General features: G+C 68.7%; 20 protein-coding genes. 6 read left to right on the top strand and 14 right to left on the bottom strand.

The genetic code is table 11. From position 1 onward, the window contains the following. Nucleotides 1-198: 198 nt before the first annotated feature. Nucleotides 199-1,638 (top strand): DEAD/DEAH box helicase, encoded by a 1,440-nt coding sequence (locus tag D3869_RS09390; RefSeq protein ID WP_137139825.1) that lies wholly within the window; start codon nt 199-201, stop codon nt 1,636-1,638. 23 nt (nt 1,639-1,661) lie between these two features. Here the strand turns inward: D3869_RS09390 and D3869_RS09385 are convergent, their stop codons facing one another. From D3869_RS09385 to D3869_RS34730, 9 genes are all read right to left on the bottom strand, one after another. Further along, nucleotides 1,662-2,207 (bottom strand): hypothetical protein, encoded by a 546-nt coding sequence (locus D3869_RS09385; protein ID WP_137139824.1) that lies wholly within the window; start codon nt 2,205-2,207, stop codon nt 1,662-1,664. 188 nt (nt 2,208-2,395) lie between these two features. Next, complete coding sequence (locus tag D3869_RS09380; RefSeq protein ID WP_137139823.1) at nt 2,396-2,830, bottom strand: VOC family protein; 435 nt, start codon at nt 2,828-2,830, stop codon at nt 2,396-2,398. Between the two features lie 115 nt (nt 2,831-2,945). Then, nucleotides 2,946-3,551 (bottom strand): glutathione transferase GstA, encoded by a 606-nt coding sequence (gstA, locus tag D3869_RS09375; RefSeq protein WP_137139822.1) that lies wholly within the window; start codon nt 3,549-3,551, stop codon nt 2,946-2,948. A 103-nt stretch (nt 3,552-3,654) separates the two neighbouring features. Continuing rightward, nucleotides 3,655-4,728: a sn-glycerol-3-phosphate import ATP-binding protein UgpC gene (locus D3869_RS09370; protein ID WP_137139821.1), complete on the bottom strand. Its 1,074-nt coding sequence runs from the start codon at nt 4,726-4,728 to the stop codon at nt 3,655-3,657. A 3-nt stretch (nt 4,729-4,731) separates the two neighbouring features. After that, nucleotides 4,732-5,604 (bottom strand): sn-glycerol-3-phosphate ABC transporter permease UgpE, encoded by an 873-nt coding sequence (gene ugpE, locus D3869_RS09365; protein WP_137139820.1) that lies wholly within the window; start codon nt 5,602-5,604, stop codon nt 4,732-4,734. After that, the gene (gene ugpA, locus D3869_RS09360; protein ID WP_014238552.1) at nt 5,601-6,485 is read right to left on the bottom strand and encodes a sn-glycerol-3-phosphate ABC transporter permease UgpA; all 885 of its coding nucleotides are present in this window, start codon (nt 6,483-6,485) and stop codon (nt 5,601-5,603) included. The genes ugpE and ugpA overlap by 4 nt, the downstream gene beginning before the upstream one ends. Before the next feature lie 188 nt (nt 6,486-6,673). Continuing rightward, nucleotides 6,674-8,011 (bottom strand): sn-glycerol-3-phosphate ABC transporter substrate-binding protein UgpB, encoded by a 1,338-nt coding sequence (gene ugpB / locus D3869_RS09350; RefSeq protein ID WP_137139818.1) that lies wholly within the window; start codon nt 8,009-8,011, stop codon nt 6,674-6,676. Nucleotides 8,012-8,327: 316 nt separating this feature from the next. Then, complete coding sequence (locus D3869_RS09345) at nt 8,328-8,720, bottom strand: hypothetical protein (protein ID WP_137139817.1); 393 nt, start codon at nt 8,718-8,720, stop codon at nt 8,328-8,330. A gap of 91 nt (nt 8,721-8,811) precedes the next feature. Beyond that, complete coding sequence (locus tag D3869_RS34730; RefSeq protein WP_432613401.1) at nt 8,812-10,029, bottom strand: sensor histidine kinase; 1,218 nt, start codon at nt 10,027-10,029, stop codon at nt 8,812-8,814. A 198-nt stretch (nt 10,030-10,227) separates the two neighbouring features. On the opposite strand from D3869_RS34730, the gene D3869_RS09335 reads away from it, so the two are divergent. Then, on the top strand, nt 10,228-11,046 hold the full coding sequence (locus D3869_RS09335; RefSeq protein WP_137139816.1) for a M48 family metallopeptidase: 819 nt from the start codon (nt 10,228-10,230) through the stop codon (nt 11,044-11,046). 63 nt (nt 11,047-11,109) lie between these two features. After that, nucleotides 11,110-12,294 (top strand): multidrug effflux MFS transporter, encoded by a 1,185-nt coding sequence (locus D3869_RS09330; RefSeq protein WP_137139815.1) that lies wholly within the window; start codon nt 11,110-11,112, stop codon nt 12,292-12,294. Here D3869_RS09330 and D3869_RS09325 read toward each other — a convergent pair. After that, complete coding sequence (locus tag D3869_RS09325; protein WP_137139814.1) at nt 12,278-12,751, bottom strand: MgtC/SapB family protein; 474 nt, start codon at nt 12,749-12,751, stop codon at nt 12,278-12,280. The two genes, D3869_RS09330 and D3869_RS09325, sit on opposite strands and share 17 nt — an antisense overlap. Before the next feature lie 441 nt (nt 12,752-13,192). Here D3869_RS09325 and D3869_RS09320 point away from each other — a divergent pair, with 441 nt between their 5' ends. Next, a complete protein-coding gene (locus tag D3869_RS09320; protein WP_109072067.1) occupies nt 13,193-14,329 on the top strand; it encodes a type III PLP-dependent enzyme in 1,137 nt (378 codons plus the stop codon). A 161-nt stretch (nt 14,330-14,490) separates the two neighbouring features. Here the strand turns inward: D3869_RS09320 and D3869_RS09315 are convergent, their stop codons facing one another. Further along, complete coding sequence (locus tag D3869_RS09315; RefSeq protein WP_014238561.1) at nt 14,491-14,709, bottom strand: DUF1127 domain-containing protein; 219 nt, start codon at nt 14,707-14,709, stop codon at nt 14,491-14,493. Nucleotides 14,710-15,020: 311 nt separating this feature from the next. On the opposite strand from D3869_RS09315, the gene D3869_RS09310 reads away from it, so the two are divergent. Next, a complete protein-coding gene (locus tag D3869_RS09310; protein WP_137139813.1) occupies nt 15,021-15,707 on the top strand; it encodes an HAD family hydrolase in 687 nt (228 codons plus the stop codon). 27 nt (nt 15,708-15,734) lie between these two features. After that, nucleotides 15,735-16,091 carry a cupin domain-containing protein gene (locus tag D3869_RS09305; protein ID WP_137139812.1) on the top strand — a complete coding sequence of 119 codons (357 nt, stop codon included), beginning with the start codon at nt 15,735-15,737 and terminating at the stop codon, nt 16,089-16,091. Between the two features lie 150 nt (nt 16,092-16,241). On the opposite strand, the gene D3869_RS09300 is transcribed toward D3869_RS09305, so the two are convergent. From D3869_RS09300 to D3869_RS09290, 3 genes are all read right to left on the bottom strand, one after another. Then, entirely contained in the window at nt 16,242-16,625 is a 384-nt protein-coding gene (locus D3869_RS09300; RefSeq protein ID WP_137139811.1) for a hypothetical protein, read from the bottom strand. Nucleotides 16,626-16,770: 145 nt separating this feature from the next. Continuing rightward, the gene (locus D3869_RS09295) at nt 16,771-17,175 is read right to left on the bottom strand and encodes a gamma-butyrobetaine hydroxylase-like domain-containing protein (protein ID WP_137139810.1); all 405 of its coding nucleotides are present in this window, start codon (nt 17,173-17,175) and stop codon (nt 16,771-16,773) included. After that, nucleotides 17,175-17,411, bottom strand: a complete 237-nt coding sequence (locus tag D3869_RS09290) for a Trm112 family protein (protein ID WP_014238566.1) — start codon at nt 17,409-17,411, stop codon at nt 17,175-17,177. Before D3869_RS09290 ends, D3869_RS09295 begins: the two co-directional genes overlap by 1 nt. Nucleotides 17,412-17,420 lie beyond the last annotated feature (9 nt).

Below are 17,420 nucleotides of genomic sequence, written 5' to 3'. Positions count from 1 at the left end.
CTATGTGTGGTCGGTCGATTTTGCTTTGGGGCTGCCGGCTCCTCGTCGTCCCGGTACCGGCGCCGCTTGCGCCTTCCCACGGTGAATTGATGGCTCCGCGCACTCCCGCGGCGGAGCGCCCCAAGCCACGCCGCCCCCGGCCATGTCCGGGCACGGCCCAGGTGCAGCCTCTGTTCACGTGACCAGGACCCTCCCCGTATGACCGAATTCAGTGGCCTCGGCCTGATCGAGCCCCTTCTGCGCGCCGTCGCCGAAGAGGGTTACCAGACCGCCACGCCGATCCAGGCCGGCGCCATCCCCGTTCTTCTGGAGGGCCGCGACGTGCTCGGCCTCGCCCAGACCGGCACCGGCAAGACCGCCGCCTTCACCCTGCCGATCCTCCAGCGGCTGTTCCAGAACAAGAAGCGCGTGCAGGCCAAGGCGCCGCGCACCCTGATCCTGACACCGACGCGCGAGCTGGCGCTGCAGATCGGCGAGAGCTTCCGCACCTACGGCCGGCACCTGCCGATCCGCCGCACGGTGATCCACGGCGGCGTCGGGCAGAGCCCGCAGGTCGCCGCTCTGGCCCGCGGCACCGACGTGCTGGTGGCGACGCCGGGCCGCCTGCTCGACCTGATGGCCCAGAAGCAGTGCGTGCTCGACCAGGTCGAGATCTTCGTCCTGGACGAGGCCGACCGCATGCTCGACATGGGCTTCATCCGCGACGTGCGGAAGGTCGTCGCCGTCCTGCCGAAGCAGCGCCAGACCCTGCTGTTCTCCGCCACCATGCCGGAAGCCGTGGTCGAGCTGGCGCACAGCATCCTGACCGACGCCGAGCGGATCGAGGTGGCGCCGCAGTCCACCACCGTGGAGCGCATCGCCCAGCGCGTGCTGTTCGTGGAGCGCGCGGACAAGCGCCGCCTGCTCGCCGACCTGCTCCAGGAAGGTGCCATGGAGCGGACGATCGTCTTCGCCCGCACCAAGCACGGCGCCGACCGCATCGCCGACCATCTGAAGAAGGCCGGAGTCCCGGCCGACGCGATCCACGGCGACAAGTCGCAGTCGGCCCGCGTGCGCGCCCTGGAATCCTTCCGCAGCGGCGACCTCAAGGCGCTGGTGGCGACCGACATCGCGGCGCGCGGCATCGACATCGACGGCATCACGCACGTCATCAACTTCGACCTGCCGAACGAGCCGGAAAGCTACGTCCACCGCATCGGCCGCACCGCCCGCGCCGGCACCGACGGCAGCGCGGTGTCCTTCTGCGACGCCGAGGAGGTGGCCTATCTGAAGGCCATCGAGAAGACCATTCGCCAGCCGGTCCCGGCGGACCACGACCACCCCTACCACGCGTCGGTGGTGGCGGCGATCCACGCCTCCTCCGCCAAGCCGCCGAAGCCGGCGCCCAAGCAGCCCCGTCCGGGCCGCGGCCAGCCCCAGCAGCAGCAGCCGGGCGGCGGCAAGCCGCAGGGCCAGAAGCCCCAGGCGCCGAAGGCCCACGGTGCGAAGCCGTCGGCGCCGCAGGGCGCGCGGGTTGCCGGCGCCACCGGCGACCAGCCGCTGAAGGCCAAGGTGTCGGCCAACCAGCAGAACCGCCACAACCGCCGCCCCGCTCCGCACGGCGGTCAGCCGGGCGGGAACAAGCGGTCCGCGGCCTGAAGTCTGTTCGGTGCGCGGCGGGATCACCGCCCGCCGCGCACCGCCCGATTCGCCGCGGCCTGCTCGTCGATCACCGCGCCACGCGTCGGCGCCGCGCCGCTGTCACCGTAGCGCTGGACCTGGACGCCCCCGCCGAGCTGCTTGGCGATGGCGGCGGCGAGCGCGTCCCGCCGTTGCGCGTCGGACAGGGCGGCGGTCTGCCGCTCCAGCGCGGTCCAGTCGAGCCGCGCCGCAAGCCCGTTGCCCATGAGCGTCTGCCCGTCCCGCCAGACGGCGGCGACGACCTGACCGCCCTGCCGGAACACCGTGTGGGCCTGCACGGCACGGCTGCGCGCCGCAACCGCCGGGTCCACGGCGTTCGGGTCCGCCGCGATCCTCATCTGCTGCTCAAAGGCGGAATCACCGACCCCGACCCGCGCCATCATCTCCGGCGTCGCCTTGGTCGCCGCGGAGAAGCGGGTGACTTTGCCACCGTTCAGCGCGTACGCGCCGGACGAACCAATTCCCGGCCCAATTCCCGGCCCAATTCCCGGCCCAATTCCCGGCGCAGAGACGGGCGGACTGCTCATGAGACACCTCTCGGTTGACCGGCGAAATCGCTTCGGCCATTTCCCGTTAGCAGCTTCCATGCCATCGCGATGACGCGGAAACACGGGCTTTCACCGAGGCGGAGGGGAAAATCGGACCGTCGGCCTGGGCCGGATCTTCCCTCCGGGGTGAAGGAAATGCCGATGGCGTCGAAGCATTGCCGCGGGCGTCACCGCGCGAAGATCTGCCCCATGTCCTGGAAGCTCTTGAACTCCAGGGCGTTCCCGCTCGGGTCGAGGAAGAACATGGTGGCCTGCTCGCCCACCTGACCCTTGAAGCGGATCTGCGGCTCGATGAGGAAGCGCACGCCTTCGGCCTTCAGCTTGTCGGCCAGCGCGTGCCAGTCATCCCAATCCAGGATCACGCCGAAATGGCTGGCCGGCACGTCCTCGCCATCGACCGGGTTGGTGGCGCGGGTCCCGGCCTCCTCGGTCACATGGGCCACCACCTGATGACCGTAGAGGTCGAAGTCGATCCAGCGGTCGGATTCCCGTCCCACCCCGCAGCCCAGCAGGCCGGCGTAGAAGGCGCGCGCCTCCTCCTTGTCGCGGACGGGGAAGGCGAGGTGGAAGGGCGGAACGGGTTTGCGGTCGGTTGCGCTCATGCTCGTCGGGGTCTTCGCCCCCTCCCTGCTGGTGATTGCCCGAGCAGTCTACGCGGGCAATCACCAGCCTGTCTCGGGATCGAACAGGTGCGTCCCCTCCCCGTCCGGCCAGCGGTCAGGCGATCCCTTCCGCCGCCAGCGCCGCGGCCACCGCCGGGCGCGCAGCGACGCGGGCCATGTAGGCGGTGATGTTCGGGCAACCGTCCAGCGGCAGACCGACCCGCGGCGCCCAACGCAGCACCGTAAAGCAATAGGCGTCAGCCACCGTGAAGCGGTCGCCCGTCAGGTAATCCTGACCGGCCAGCCCGGCCTCCACCACCGCGAACTTGGCGGTCAGCGTCTGCTTAGCGATGTCCTTGAAGGCGTCCGGCGTGGTCGGACGGAACAGCGGGCTGAAGGTCTTGTGCAGCTCCGTGCCGATGAAGTTCAGCCATTCCAGCACGCGATAGCGCTCCATCGTCCCGACGGCCGGCAGCAGGCCGCTCTCCGGCACACGATCGGCGACATATTGAACGATCGCCGCGCCCTCGGTCAGGATGGCGCCGTCGTCGAAGGCCAGCGTCGGCACCTGGCCCTTCGGGTTGACGGCCAGGAAATCGCTGCCGTCCTCCAGCTTCTTGGCGGCGAGGTCGACGGCCGCGACGTCGAAGGCGAGGCCGCTTTCACGCAGGACGATGTGCGGCGACAGCGAGCAGGCGCCCGGCTTCAGGTAGAGCTTCATGACGTTTCTTATCCTTGTTTTCGGCGGGACATGACGGATCGACAGGGAGACACGGGACGGCTGCGAATGCAACAGCCCCGCCTGCGTTCAATCCGGCACCCATTCAATCCGGCAGGCGCCGGCCGGTCTCCGCGTCGAACAGGTGCAGGGCGTCGGGCGGCGCGCCGACGCGCAGGGTCTCGCCCTCGCGGCAGGACGGCAGGCCGGCGACCCGGACCACCAGCGCCTCCCCGTCCGGCAGGCGGCCGTAGACCACCGTGTCGGCGCCCAGCGCCTCCACCAGATCGACCGTGACGATCAGCGGCCCATGGCCGGGGGTAACGGCGAGATGCTCCGGCCGCACGCCCAGCTTGACCGGCCGCCCGGCCATGTCGGGACGTGGGCGCGGCAGGAGGAAGGCGGTGCCGCCGGGCAGCGCCACCGCCTGCCCCGCACCGTCGAAGCGCGCGTCCAGCACGTTCATCGGCGGCGACCCGATGAAGCCCGCCACGAACAGGCTGGCCGGGCGCTGGTAGACCTCCAGCGGCGTGCCGACCTGCTCGGCCACCCCGTGGTTCATGACCAGGATGCGGTCGGCGAGCGTCATCGCCTCCACCTGGTCGTGCGTCACGTAGAGGCTGGTGATGCCCAGTCGGTCCTGGAGCCGCTTGATCTCGACGCGCATCTGGGTGCGCAGCTTGGCGTCCAGGTTGGACAGCGGCTCGTCGAACAGGAAGGCGGCGGGCTCGCGCACGATGGCGCGGCCCATGGCGACGCGCTGGCGCTGCCCGCCGGACAGCTGGCTGGGCCGGCGGTCGAGGAAGCGGTTCAGCTCCAGGATTTCCGCGGCCTTGGCGACGCGCGCCTGGATCTCCGCCTTGGGCAGGCCGCGGATCTTCAGCCCGTAGGCCATGTTGTCGAACACGCTCATGTGCGGGTAGAGCGCGTAGTTCTGGAACACCATGGCGATGTCGCGGTCCTTGGGCTCCAGCCCGTTGACCACCCGCCCGCCGATGGCGATCTCGCCGCCGGTGATGCTCTCCAGCCCGGCGACCATGCGCAGCAGCGTGGACTTGCCGCAGCCCGAGGGGCCGAGCAGCACGAGGAACTCCCCGTCCGCGACGCTGATGTCGATGCCCTTGATGGCCTCGACGGCGCCGTAGGACTTGCGGACCCGATTCAGATCGACCGTTGCCATTTCTTATTTCTCGCTGTCCACAAGGCCTTTGACGAACCAGCGCTGCATCAGCACGACCACCGCCACCGGCGGCAGCATGGCCAGCACCGTCGTCGCCATGATGAGATTCCAGTCGGTCGCGGCCTCGCCGTTGCCGATCATCTTGGTGATGCCGATGACCACCGTCTCCATCTCCGCGCTGTTGGTGATCAGCAGCGGCCACAGATACTGGTTCCAGCCGTAGATGAAGAGGATGACGAACAGCGCCGCGATGTTGGTGCGCGACAGGGGCAGCACCACGTCCAGGAAGAAGCGCAGCGCCCCCGCCCCGTCGATCTTCGCGGCCTCCACCAGCTCGTCCGGGATGGTCAGGAAGAACTGGCGGAACAGCAGCGTCGCCGTCGCCGAGGCGATCAGCGGGATGGTCAGCCCGGCGTAGCTGTCGATCAGGCCGAGGTTCGCCACCACCTCGTAGGTCGGGATGATGCGCACCTCCACCGGCAGCATCAGCGTGATGAAGATCATCCAGAAGAAGACCATGCGCAGCGGGAAGCGGAAGAAGGCCACCGCGTAGGCCGAGATGATCGAGATGGCGATCTTGCCCAGCGCGATGACCAGCGCCATGACGAGGCTGTTCCACATCATGATGCGCACGGGCGTGTGCATGACGCGGTTGCCCTGCGATTCGCTCCAGGCCGAGGCGTAGTTGTTCAGCATCTCCCCGCCCGGCGTCAGCGGCAGGTTGCCGCGCCCGATGGTGGCGGCGTCCCAGGTCGAGCCGATGACCGTCACGTAGATCGGGAAGGCGAAGATCAGGACGCCCAGCATCAGGATCAGGTGCGGGACCATGTCCATCAGGCGCCCGCCGGAGCGCGGGGTGTCACGGTCGCGGTTCATGAATAATGCACCTTGCGCTCGACGAAGCGGAACTGGATGGCGGTCAGCGCGATGACGATGACCATCAGGATCACCGACTGCGCCGAGGAGCCGCCCAGGTCGTGGTTGACCACGCCGTCCTGGTAGACGCGGAAGATCAGCGTCTCCGTGGCCTTGCCCGGCCCGCCGTGGGTCAGGGCGTGGATCGTGCCGAAGGTCTCGAAGAAGGCGTAGACGATGTTCACCACCAGCAGGAAGAAGGTGGTCGGCGACAGCAGCGGGAAGGTGATCGTCCAGAAGCGGCGCACCGCCCCCGCCCCGTCGATGCTCGCCGCCTCAAGGACGGAGCGCGGGATGGCCTGGAGGCCCGCCAGGAAGAAGATGAAGTTGTAGGAGACCTGCTTCCAGCTCGCCGCCAGGATGACCATGGTCAATGCCTGACCGTCGTTCAGCCGGTAGTCCCAGGCGTAGCCGAGGTTGTTCAAGGCGCGGCCCAGGATGCCGATGTCCGGGTTGAAGATGAACATCCACAGCACGGCCGCCACCGCGGGCGCCAGGGCGTAGGGCCAGATCAGCAGCGTCTTGTAGGCGGACGCCGCCCGGATCTTCGAATCGGCCATCACCGCCAGCCCCAGCGCGGAGGCCAGCGACAGGACGGTCACCGACGCGCTGAAGACGATGGTGGTCTTGACCGTCTCCAGATAGTTCGGGTCGCTCAGCACCGCCTGGAAATTCTCCAGCCCGACGAACTGGCTGCGCAGCCCGAAGGCGTCCTGGAGATGCACCGACTGCCACAGCGCCTGCGCCGCCGGCCAGATGAAGAAGATCAGCGTCACCGCCACCTGCGGCGCCAGCAGCAGGTAGGGCAGCGCCCTGTTGTCGAAAATCACGCGACGTTGCATGGAACCCTTCGGTTGTCTCCGGTTCTTTCCGCCCTCTCCCGCCCCGGGAGAGGGAAGGGACCCGCGCGAAGCGTGGGAAGGGTGAGGGTAAGGCCAAGGATCAGCTCTTCGATCCTCGGTCGACCCTCACTCGGCCCTTCGGGCCACCCTCTCCCGGGACGGGAGAGGGAACAGCCCATAAGCCTTGCTCAGTTCTTGTTGGCGCGCTCGAAGTTGCGCAGGACCGTGTCGCCGCGCTTCACCGCGTTGTCCAGCGCCTGCTGGGCGGTCTGCTGGCCCTGGAACGCCTTCTCCATCTCCTCCTGGATGATGTTGCGGATTTCCGGCAGGTTGCCCAGCCGCAGCCCCATGGTGTTCTCCGTGGTGGCGGTGCGGGTGAGCTGCTCCGCCGGCACCTCGGCGCCGGGGTTCTTGTCGTAGAAGCCTTCCTTCTTGGCCAGCTCGAAGCCCTGGAGCGTCACCGGGACGTAGCCGGTGTCCATGTGCCACTTGGCGTCCACCTCCGGACGGGCGAGGTGGCTGAAGAAGGCGGCGACGGCCTTGTACTCGTCGGCGGTGCGCTTGGGCGAGGTCATCACCCAGAAGGAAGCGCCGCCGATGATCGAGTTCTTGGGCGAGGCGATGGCGTCCGGCCAGTAGGGCAGCGGCGCGGCGCCCCAGTTGAACTTGGCCTCCTTGACGATGCGCCCGCGCAGGCCCGACGAGGCCTGGATCATCGCGCATTCGCCCGACGGGAACAGCGAGTCCGCGGCGTTGTCGCGCCCGCCGTAGCGCAGCGCGCCTTCCTTCTGCAGGTCGATCAGCGTCTGGAGATGCTTCACGAAGAACGGGTCGTTGATCTTCAGCGTGGCGTTCAGCCCGCCGAAGCCGTTGGCCTCCGATGCGAAGGGCTTGTCGTGGAGCGCGCCGACCTGCTCGAACTGCGTCCAGGTCGGCCAGGAGAAGGTCATCGGGCAGGTCACGCCCGCCGCCTTCAGCTTGCGCGCCGCGTCGGCCACCTCCGGCCAGGTCGCCGGCGGCTTGTTGGGGTCGAGCCCGGCCTTCTGGAAGGCGTCCTTGTTGTAGAAGGTGATGGTGGTGGAGCTGTTGAACGGCAGGGCCATCATCTTGCCGTCCTTGGAGCTGTAATAGCCCCGGACCGCCGGGATGTAGGCCGCGGCTTCGAGGCCCGACCCCGTCTCGCTCATCAGCTGGTGCACCGGCTTGATGGCCGGACCGGCGGACAGCATGGTGGCGGTGCCGACCTCGAACATCTGCACGACGTGCGGGGCGTTGCCGGCGCGGAAGGCGGCGATGGCCGCCTGCATCGTCTCCGGATAGCTGCCCTTGAAGGTCGGGTTGACCTGGACCTTGTCCTGGCTCTCGTTGAAGCTTTTCACCACCTGCTCAAGCTGGCCGCCGAGCGGCTGGGGCAGGCCATGCCAGAATTCGATGACGGTTTTCTGCTGGGCATAGGCGGCGCCGGTGAAACCGGCGGCGAGCGCGAAGACGGCCGTCGAGACGGCGAGCTTGCGGCGGGTCAGCATGGTGGTCTCTCCCTGGAACCAATCGATTGCGTGATGTGCTGACATGCAGGGCGCGGGTTGCGGTCCCGCGACGGTCTTGTGAAGATTTGATGACGTGTCCGGAACGCGCGCGCACGGACGCGCCGCATCCGCTCCTGGCGGTTGCAACGTCGGTCCTGCGTGAGGCACGGAACGGGACTTAGGGTGGTGACGGGTGCTGCGCCGGCATCGATGGTTTTCCTCCCCGTTTGCGTGTTTCCTTTTTTTGCAAGCCTTAAGGACAGAGAGGGAGGCTGTCAATCAGCCGTACGTATCAGTACGGACTATCACCCTTACGTCATCTCTCGGGGTGCCGTGTTTGGGCGAGCGCCCAGAGCGCGGAGTCGTCCCGGCACAGCGACCCGGCCAGGTACGAGAGGCTGTCCCCCATCAGGCCGGAGGAGCGCAGCAGGCAGTAGGACCGGCTCGGCGCCGACAGATAGAGCGACGCCGTCGGGGCCGCGACCGGCGGCGCGGGATACAGCGCGGCGGGCGGCGGGCAGTAATAGGGCTGCGCACCGGGGTTGTAGCCGGACACCAGCCGATCCAGACCGGGCCGCGGTCCGAAGACGCAGCCGCGCTGATCCCAGTCCAGGCTCGTCGTTTGCGCCCTGGCGGGCAGGATCGCGAAGGCGGCGATCGTCATCCCCGCCAGACAACCAGCCAGCCGGCACCCTGTTTTGCGATGCATGCTTTCCTCCGATCCCGGGCCGCGCCCGTGGCGCACCCAGACCATGACGCCGGGGCCGGCGGGCCGTGAACGGCCCCGGCCTTGGGAGGAATTATGCGCGTTCCGTCGATGCCCGGCGCGGCGCCGAAGGACGGGTCGGAGAGCGCAAGCGAGGCCGGCGCTCTCTGTTCGTTCGATAAAATGGAGGGAAAGCGGCTCCCCGCCCTGTCACGCCGCGCTGCTGCTCTCGACCGGCAGTTCCGCGGCGCTCGCCGCCGCCAGCGGGACCTCCACCGCGAAGACGGAGCCCTTGCCGGGCACCGAACGCAGCGAGACGCGCAGCCCCAGCAGCGCCGCCAGACGCCGCACGATGGCGAGCCCCAGCCCAAGCCCGTGCCGGCGGTCGCGGTTCGGGTTTCCGAGCTGGTGGAAGTCGTCGAAGATCGCCGCGTGGTCGGCGGGGGCGATGCCGATGCCGGTGTCCCACACCTCGATGCGCAGCGCGCCGCCGCGCCGCCAGCAGCACGCCGCCCGACTCGGTGAAGCGCAGGGCGTTGGACAGGATCGGGCGCAGAAGCTGCTCCAGCAGCACCGGGTCGGTGCTCACCTCCACGTCCGCGGGACGGACGTTGAAGCGCAGGGCCTTGGCGTCGGCCTCCGGCGCGAACTCGTTGAGCAGGCGGCCCAGCGTCTCGTCGATGGGGAAGCTCTGCACCTGCATCCGGACGAGCCCGGCCTCCAGCTTCGACACGTCGAGCAGGGCGCGCAACAGTCCCTCCGCCGCCTCGATCGACATCTCCAGCTTCTCGCCGAGGTCGCGCGCGCCGGGATCGGTCAGGCGGCCCATCAGCAGATGATGGAACAGGTGCATGGCCTGGAAGGGCTGGCGCAGGTCGTGGCTGGCGGCGGACAGGAAGCGCCCGATGGCGGTGCGCCCCGTCTCGGCCTCCTGGCGGACCCGCTCGGCCTCGGCGCGGGCGGCGGCCAGGGCGGCGGCGTTGGTGTCGGCGATGGCGGCGACCGCGGTGATCACCCCGTCCGCGTCGCGCACCGGGCTCAGCACCATTTCGCCCCGGGGCAGCAGGCCGAAGGCCGACACCGGAGTCCCGGTGAGGACGACACGGCGGAGTTGTGCCCCGACTTGGGACACGATGGCCGCTGGGACGTCCAGCTCGGTCAGCTCCCGGCCCTCCACCTCCTCCGGCAGGCGGCCGAAGGCGGCGGCAAAAGCTTGGTTGACCACGAGAAGCCGCGCGTCCAGCCCAAGCAGAGCGTGAGCGGCGCCGTTGGCGGAGACCAGAGCCTCAAGCCAGATCGCACGATCAGTCATATGACCTTCGGTTGAGTTCTTTCTGGTATACTCGACCACAACTTCACCGCAAAAACTGAGATCAGAGCACATTTATCCGGCCACTTGCCCATCCAAGTCAAATATCACATGCAAAACTCACTTGGGACAAATTCCGTTTGAATGTGAGAGAGAAAGGCGCCATTGGCCCCGGCCGGCCATGCGGGCTATAAGTCAGGTATGCTCTTCCGCCGCAAATCCCACCCCTCCAAAGCCCAGGCCAAAGCCCAGGCCCCACGCCCGAAGGCGCCACGCGCCCTGGCCGTCGCCGGCCTGCCCGTGCCGCTGGAGCTGCGGGAAAGCGCCCGTGCCCGCCGGATGACCCTGCGGGTGGACGCCGGGCGCGGGCTGATCCAGGTGGTGATCCCGGTGGGCGTCCCAGAGGCCGAGGCGCTGCGCTTCGTCGGGCGGCACGACGGCTGGGTCCGGGCGCGGCTGGCCGCCCTGCCGCCGCAGCTTCCCTTCGCCGACGGCGCGGTGGTGCCCTATCTCGGCGTCGACCACGTCATCCGGCACGCCCCCGAGCTGCGCGGGGCGACCCGGCGCGAGGACGGCGCGATCCTGGTCGGCGGCCGGGCGGAGCATGTCGCCCGCCGGGTGCGCGACTTCCTGATGGCGGAGGCGCGGCGCGAACTGGCCGAGCGGTCGCGCGCCAAGGCCGCGCTGATCGGCGCGCGGGTCGCCGCCGTCACCGTGCGCGACACCAAGAGCCGCTGGGGAAGCTGCTCGGCCACCGGCCGCCTCTCCTTCTCCTGGCGGCTGATCCTGACGCCGGAGTCCGTGCTCGATTACGTGGTGGGGCACGAGGTGGCGCATCTGCGCGAGATGAACCACTCCCAGCGCTTCTGGACGCTGTGCGCGCAGCTGACCGGCGACGTGCGCACGCCCCGCCTCTGGCTGAAGGCCAACGGCGCCCGGCTGCTGCGGTACGGCGAGGGAAGCGGCGACGACACGGGAATGGTTTCACATGCAAATGACGGTCATGCCGAAACGCCGTGACGGGGCTGTGCCAAGCCTCTGCTAGAGTGCGCCTCCCCCATCGTTCCCGGCCCGATCCCTTCCATGCCCCGTCCCGATTCCCTGACCGTCCGCGTGCTGCTGACAGCGCTCGTCGCCTTCGGCCCGCTGTCCACCGACCTGTATCTTCCGTCCCTGCCCACCCTGGTCAGCGTGTTCGACACGGACATCGCCACGGTGCAGCTCACCCTGTCGGTCTTCCTCGCCGGCTTCGCGGTGTCGCAGCTCGTCTACGGGCCGGTGTCCGACCGCTTCGGGCGGCGGCCCGCCCTGCTCGGCGGCATCCTCATCTATCTGCTGGCGAGCGCCGCCTGCGCGCTGACCGACGACATCGAGACGCTGATCGTCGCGCGCTTCTTCCAGGCGCTGGGCGCCTGCTGCGGCCCGGTGGTGGCGCGGGCGGTGGTGCGCGACGTCTTCGGACGCGACCGGGCGGCCACCGTGCTGGCCTACATGGCGATGGCGATGACGCTGGCCCCGGCCGCCGGCCCGATCCTGGGCGGCGTCCTGACGGAGTGGTTCGGCTGGCGGAGCAACTTCCTGCTGCTGACCGGCTTCGCCGCGCTGATCCTGGCCGCCACCTGGACCCTGATGGGCGAGACCAACGCCAACCGCGACGAGACGGCGCTGCAGCCCGGCCGGCTGCTCGCCAACTACGCGCTGCTGCTGCGCGACCGCGGCTTCGTCGGGCAGATGCTGACGGTGGCCTTCGCCTACAGCGGAATCTTCGCCTTCATTTCCGGGTCCAGCTTCGTGCTGATCGGGCGGCTGCACCTGACGCCGGCGCAGTTCGGGGCGAGCTTCGGCGCGGTGGTGCTGGGCTACGCGGTGGGCTCCTTCCTGGCCGGGCGGCTGAGCGCGCGGCTGGGCGGTCCGCGGATGATCCGCACCGGCACGGCGGTCTCGCTGGCTGGCGGGCTGCTCGGGGTGGGGCTGGCGCTGGGCGGGGTGCTGCACCTGGCGGCGGTCATCGCCCCGGTCTTCCTCTTCCTGCTGGGCGCCGGGCTGACCCTGCCCAACGCCATGGCCGGGGCGGTCGGCCCCTACCCGATGATGGCCGGGCTGGCCTCCTCGCTGGTCGGCTTCGTGCAGATGACCGTGGCGGCGCTGATCGGCGTGGCGCTCGGCCACACCCACGCGGACAGCCAGCTTCCCATGATGACGGCGATCGGGCTGGTCGCGCTGGGCGCCGCGCTGGCCCACCGGTTCCTGGTCAGTCCTCGCGCTTGACCGAGTCCGGAATCCAGCGCAGGGCGTAGGAGAAGACGATGGTGACGCCGAGGCAGAGCGCCAGCGCCATCCCCGCCAGCAGGTAGAAGCCGGCCCCGCAGGCGATGCCCAGAGCGCCGGCCATCCAGATCAGCGCCGCGGTGGTCGCCCCGCGCACCGTGGTCCCGGCGCGGAACATCACCCCGGCGCTGATGAAGCCGATGGCCTGAGCGATGCCCTGGATGACGCGGGTGGGGTCCATGTCGCCCCCGCCGGTTCCCTTCCCGGCCATGCCCCAGTAAAGCTCCAGCGCAACCAGGGTAGTCACCGCCGCGCTGATGGCCACCAACGTGTGGGTGCGCAGCCCCGCCGCCTTGCCCCGGATCTCGCGGTCGAGTCCCAGCGCCGCCCCGCAAACCGCCGCCGCGGCCAGCCGGGCCGCCATGTCCCAGACCGGAATGGCCGTACTCAAGTCCATGTTATTCCTCCCTATTTTTACCTTTGCGTAACGCTTGCTACTTTTTTGCGCCCGGTCGCATTTTTCACTTTAAAAGGCGGCCCGTTCGATCTATGTAACCGCAACTCGCAAGCGCACGTGCCGCTGGCCCGCCCCTCGTCATTTCGAGATGTGGTTATGCAACGACGTAACGCGTGATCCCCGACCGTCCCTTAAGCAAGGCGGCGACTTGGAGGTTACGATGGTTCATGTTGTTGTGGGTGGGCGCCGGCTCACCCGTCTCCGACTCTTTCCGGTTCTGTCCAGTTCAGCTCTTCCCCGCAAGGCGACACGGCAGTCCAGTATGGGCGGCCTGAACGCCTGACCGTCTTTTCTTTCTGACCGGTCAGCAGCGTTCGGCCGCTCCGCCCCTGCTTTTTCACAATTCGTCCGACACCTTCATCTTGCGTCCGGGAGACTGAGATGACCGAAAAGATTGCGCGCTTTTTCGAAGAGCAGCGTCCGCAGACCCCGTGCCTCGTCGTCGATCTGGACGTCGTGGAAGCGAACTATCACGACCTGGAGGAAGCGCTCCCGGACGCCAAGATCTTCTACGCCGTGAAGGCCAATCCGGCGCCGGAGATCCTCGGCCTGCTGACCCGTCTGGGCTCGGCCTTCGACACCGCCAGCGTGCCGGAAATCCAGATGGTTCTGGCCGCCGGCTGCGCGCCGGAGCGCATCTCCTACGGCAACACCATCAAGAAGGAAGCGGACATCCGCCGCGCCTTCGAGCTGGGCGTGCGCCTGTTCGCCTTCGACAGCGAGGCGGAGCTGGAGAAGATCGCCCGCGCCGCCCCCGGCGCCCGCGTCTTCTGCCGCATCCTGACCTCCGGCGAAGGCGCCGAGTGGCCGCTGTCGCGCAAGTTCGGCTGCGACCTCGCCATGGCGCGCGAGCTGCTGCTGAAGGCCAAGGGCATGAACGTCGTTCCCTACGGCGTGTCCTTCCATGTCGGCTCGCAGCAGAAGGACCTGATGCAGTGGGACCACGCCATCTTCCAGGTGGCGCAGCTGTTCCGCGAGCTTGAGGTGCTGGGCGTCGACCTCGGCATGATCAACCTGGGCGGCGGCTTCCCGACCCGCTACCGCACCGACGTGCCGGAGACCACCGCCTACGGCCAGGCCATCTTCGAGTCCCTGCGCACCCACTTCGGCAACCGCCTGCCGGAAGCCATCGTGGAGCCGGGCCGCAGCATGGTCGGCAACGCCGGCATCATCGAGAGCGAGGTCGTCCTCGTCTCCCGCAAGTCGGCCAACGACGTGAAGCGCTGGGTCTATCTGGACATCGGCAAGTTCAGCGGTCTCGCCGAGACGATGGACGAGGCGATCCAGTACCCGATCCAGGTGATGGGGGATGACGGCGAAGGCGACACGGAAGCGGTCGTGCTGGCCGGCCCGACCTGCGACAGCGCCGACGTGCTCTACGAGCGCGCCGAGTACAAGCTGCCGATGGACCTGAAGGCCGGCGACCGCGTGCGCATCCACGCCACGGGCGCCTACACGACGACCTACTCGGCGGTCTGCTTCAACGGCTTCGCCCCGCTCCAGCAGATCTGCATCTGATCGGGCGACGCTTCTACCAAAAAGGCCCCCCATCCTTCGGGATGGGGGGCCTTTTCTTTTGTCCGCTTGCGGGATGACCGGGACCCGAACGCGAAAAGGGCCGCTCCCTTAGACAGGAGCGGCCCTTTTCCTTGCGGTCTCCCGCAGCCGTGACGGCGGCATCAAGCCTTCCAGAACGGCTTGCTGATCTCGCCTTCGACGTCGATCTGGGAGATGCCGATGTCGTGCAGCATCCGGTCGTCCAGCCGAGCCAGTTCGCGGCGGGTGATGGTGCGCTGCCGCCACAGGGCGAACGTGTCCAGAACGCTGTCCAGCACATACGCCACCGGAGCAGGACGCAGGGTACGGCCGGCGGGGGCCGTGCGCAGAGCGATTGCCATGGTGGTCATCCTATCTTTGAAGGTCCCGAGGGGGCCTGCCGGAAGTGGCCGCCGCGCCCTCGCTTTGTGAGAAAGAATATTGCTCATCCCGTTCAAACCCGCCACCGCCATGTGGGTATGCGAGCCGTGAGCTTTCTCGATAGCTGTCGTAGGAATATCACCGATGCAAGAATAATGGACGAATGCACAGCTTTTGGGCGCCACAAATTGTGCAGTTCACCAACAAACCGGGTTTGAAACGGAGCGCTGGACAGCCGCTGCGGGGCGTCCTACCTCTGGTCCCGACCGTCGTCCGACACCGAGTTCTTCCCATGATCGACACCATCGCCTTCGACGGCGACGACACGCTGTGGCACAACGAATCCCTGTTCTCGATGACGCAGGACCGTTTCCGCGCGCTGCTCGCCAACCATCTCGCCGATCCGGCGGACATCGACCGGCGTCTGCTGCAGGCCGAGCGCGAAAACCTCCGCGTCTACGGCTACGGCATCAAGGGCTTCGTCCTGTCGATGATCGAGACGGCGGTGGACCTGACCGACGGCCGCATCGGCGGGCGGGACATCCAGAGCCTCGTCGAGTTCGGCAAGGCGATGCTGGAGCACCCGGTCGATCTGCTCGACGGGGTGCAGGAGGTGGTGGAGGGGCTGGCCGGGCGCTACCGGCTGCTGCTCGTCACCAAGGGCGACCTGTTCGACCAGGAAAGCAAGATCGCCCGCTCCGGCCTCGCCGGGCGCTTCGACGCCGTCGAGATCGTCAGCGAGAAAGACCCGGCGACCTACCGCCGCCTGCTCGACCGCCACGGGGTGGACCCGGCGCGCTTCGTCATGGTGGGCAACTCCGTGCGGTCGGATATCCTGCCGGTGCTGGCCGTCGGCGGCCACGCCGTCCATGTGCCCTACCACGTCACCTGGGCGCACGAGGTGGCCGAGCCGCCCACCGAGAATTACCGCCGCATCGACAGCCTGCACGGCCTGCCGCCGCTGCTCGCCGCCTGGTGAAAGGCATTTGGTGAAAGGGAGACGTTGATGAGCCTCGCCCTGCTGAGCGACCCCGCCCGCCCCGCCATTGAGCCCGAGACCGGCGGCCCGGCCGCCGACCGCGTCCTGTCCGGCGCGCCGGTCTTCACCACCTGGAACGAGTACGAATCGGCGGACGGCAAGCGCTTCGCCGGGGTCTGGCGCTCGACCCCCGGATCCTGGCGGATCGTCTACGACGAGTGGGAGTATTGCGAGATCCTGGAGGGGACCAGCACCATCAGCCACACCGACGGACGCCGCTGGACGGTCGGCCCCGGCGACCGCTTCACGCTGGAACCCGGCTTCGACGGCGTGTGGGAGGTGCTGGAGACCACGACGAAACGCTACGTGGTCATCCTGCCCTGAGCAGATCACGCCATCCTCAGCCCTCTCCCCTCCGGGGAGAGGGTGGCCCGAAGGGCCGGTGAGGGGGATGCGCGTGGCGGGAAGTTCGGCAAAAGCGCACCCCCCTCACCCTAACCCTCTCCCCAGAGGGGAGAGGGAACATCAAGCGCTTCAGCCCCGCTCCCCGAACAGATGGACGGCACCGAGGTCGGCGCGGTTCAGCACGACCACCGCCTTGCGCCCGATCTCCACGGCCAGCACGGCGAGCGCCATGATCGACAGCACCAGGACGATCCGCGCGATGTCGCGCGCCCAGGCGCGCCGCTTGCGCCGCCGGGCCGCCAGATGGGAGGCCAGCTTCTGCCGCAGGGCGCTGCCGCGCCGCCCGTAGCCGCCCGCCCAGCCCCAGCCGTTTGCTGGCGGCGGCGGCAGGTCGGCCGGCGCCGTGTCCGGTGCGGGCGTGGTGGGAACGGGCAGTCCGCCCCCGGGCGACGAATCGGTGTTGGGCGCGGCGGTCTGGCTGGCGGTCGCGCCGGGCGGGTCGGTCGCGGTCACGGCGGTCATCCTGCGGCGGAGGAACGGTCGATGGGCCGTTATCTACGCCCTTTTCATGAAAGCGCAACACGCCGCGCCCCGGCGCCCGGAAAGGCCACATGGAACGAAGCGGGGCCGCGACGGAATGCCGCACCCCGCCGTCACGTCAGCGCCGGCCGCGCGGATCGCGGCTCAGCCCCTTGGCCTCCAGCTCCGCCAGATACTCCGCCCACAGGCGGTCCTGATCCTCGCCCAGCTCGTACAGCAGCTTCCAGGAGTAGATGCCGCTGTCGTGCAGGTCGTCGAAGACGATCCGCAAGGCGTAATGGCCGATGGCCTCCAGGCTCATGATGCCGACGTGGCGGCGGGCCGAGACGGTCTGCTTCTGGCCGGGACCGTGGCCCTGCACCTCGGCGCTCGGGCTGTGGACGCGCAGAAACTCCGCCGGGAAGGAGAAGGTTTGGCCGTTGTCGAAATCGACCTCCAGCCGCTTCTCCTCCTTCTTCAGCCGGACTTCCACCGGCCAGTGCTTCGTGCCGAAGGCGTCCGACGCGAATTGCTCGTCGGACATCAGGCGGCCCCCGGCTTCCCGTCGAGGCTGCGGGCCTCGTCGATCAGCATGATCGGGATGCCGTCGCGGATCGGATAGGCCAGCCCGGCGCGGTCGCTGATCAGCTCGGCGCGCTCGGCATCGTAGCGCAGCGGCCCCTTGGTCAGCGGGCAGACGAGGATCTCCAGAAGCTTCGGATCGACGCGCGCCTGTGTCTTGCCGTCGGCGGGCGTGTCGTCGTGGGGGTGGGCGCTCATGGATCGGGC

This window comes from Azospirillum brasilense, assembly GCF_005222205.1.
GTDB classification, from domain to species: Bacteria; Pseudomonadota; Alphaproteobacteria; order Azospirillales; family Azospirillaceae; genus Azospirillum; species Azospirillum brasilense_G.
This window is presented reverse-complemented; position numbering and strand designations above follow the sequence as displayed.

Excerpts from the sequence above, each read along its gene's own strand:
- D3869_RS09390 (WP_137139825.1), top strand. The coding sequence starts at position 199 with ATGACCGAATTCAGTGGCCTCGGCCTGATCGAGCCCCTTCTGCGCGCC.
- D3869_RS09385 (WP_137139824.1), bottom strand. The coding sequence starts at position 2,207 with ATGAGCAGTCCGCCCGTCTCTGCGCCGGGAATTGGGCCGGGAATTGGG.
- D3869_RS09380 (WP_137139823.1), bottom strand. The coding sequence starts at position 2,830 with ATGAGCGCAACCGACCGCAAACCCGTTCCGCCCTTCCACCTCGCCTTC.
- gstA (WP_137139822.1), bottom strand. The coding sequence starts at position 3,551 with ATGAAGCTCTACCTGAAGCCGGGCGCCTGCTCGCTGTCGCCGCACATC.
- D3869_RS09370 (WP_137139821.1), bottom strand. The coding sequence starts at position 4,728 with ATGGCAACGGTCGATCTGAATCGGGTCCGCAAGTCCTACGGCGCCGTC.
- ugpE (WP_137139820.1), bottom strand. The coding sequence starts at position 5,604 with ATGAACCGCGACCGTGACACCCCGCGCTCCGGCGGGCGCCTGATGGAC.
- ugpA (WP_014238552.1), bottom strand. The coding sequence starts at position 6,485 with ATGCAACGTCGCGTGATTTTCGACAACAGGGCGCTGCCCTACCTGCTG.
- ugpB (WP_137139818.1), bottom strand. The coding sequence starts at position 8,011 with ATGCTGACCCGCCGCAAGCTCGCCGTCTCGACGGCCGTCTTCGCGCTC.
- D3869_RS09345 (WP_137139817.1), bottom strand. The coding sequence starts at position 8,720 with ATGCATCGCAAAACAGGGTGCCGGCTGGCTGGTTGTCTGGCGGGGATG.
- D3869_RS34730 (WP_432613401.1), bottom strand. The coding sequence starts at position 10,029 with ATGACTGATCGTGCGATCTGGCTTGAGGCTCTGGTCTCCGCCAACGGC.
- D3869_RS09335 (WP_137139816.1), top strand. The coding sequence starts at position 10,228 with ATGCTCTTCCGCCGCAAATCCCACCCCTCCAAAGCCCAGGCCAAAGCC.
- D3869_RS09330 (WP_137139815.1), top strand. The coding sequence starts at position 11,110 with ATGCCCCGTCCCGATTCCCTGACCGTCCGCGTGCTGCTGACAGCGCTC.
- D3869_RS09325 (WP_137139814.1), bottom strand. The coding sequence starts at position 12,751 with ATGGACTTGAGTACGGCCATTCCGGTCTGGGACATGGCGGCCCGGCTG.
- D3869_RS09320 (WP_109072067.1), top strand. The coding sequence starts at position 13,193 with ATGACCGAAAAGATTGCGCGCTTTTTCGAAGAGCAGCGTCCGCAGACC.
- D3869_RS09315 (WP_014238561.1), bottom strand. The coding sequence starts at position 14,709 with ATGGCAATCGCTCTGCGCACGGCCCCCGCCGGCCGTACCCTGCGTCCT.
- D3869_RS09310 (WP_137139813.1), top strand. The coding sequence starts at position 15,021 with ATGATCGACACCATCGCCTTCGACGGCGACGACACGCTGTGGCACAAC.
- D3869_RS09305 (WP_137139812.1), top strand. The coding sequence starts at position 15,735 with ATGAGCCTCGCCCTGCTGAGCGACCCCGCCCGCCCCGCCATTGAGCCC.
- D3869_RS09295 (WP_137139810.1), bottom strand. The coding sequence starts at position 17,175 with ATGTCCGACGAGCAATTCGCGTCGGACGCCTTCGGCACGAAGCACTGG.
- D3869_RS09290 (WP_014238566.1), bottom strand. The coding sequence starts at position 17,411 with ATGAGCGCCCACCCCCACGACGACACGCCCGCCGACGGCAAGACACAG.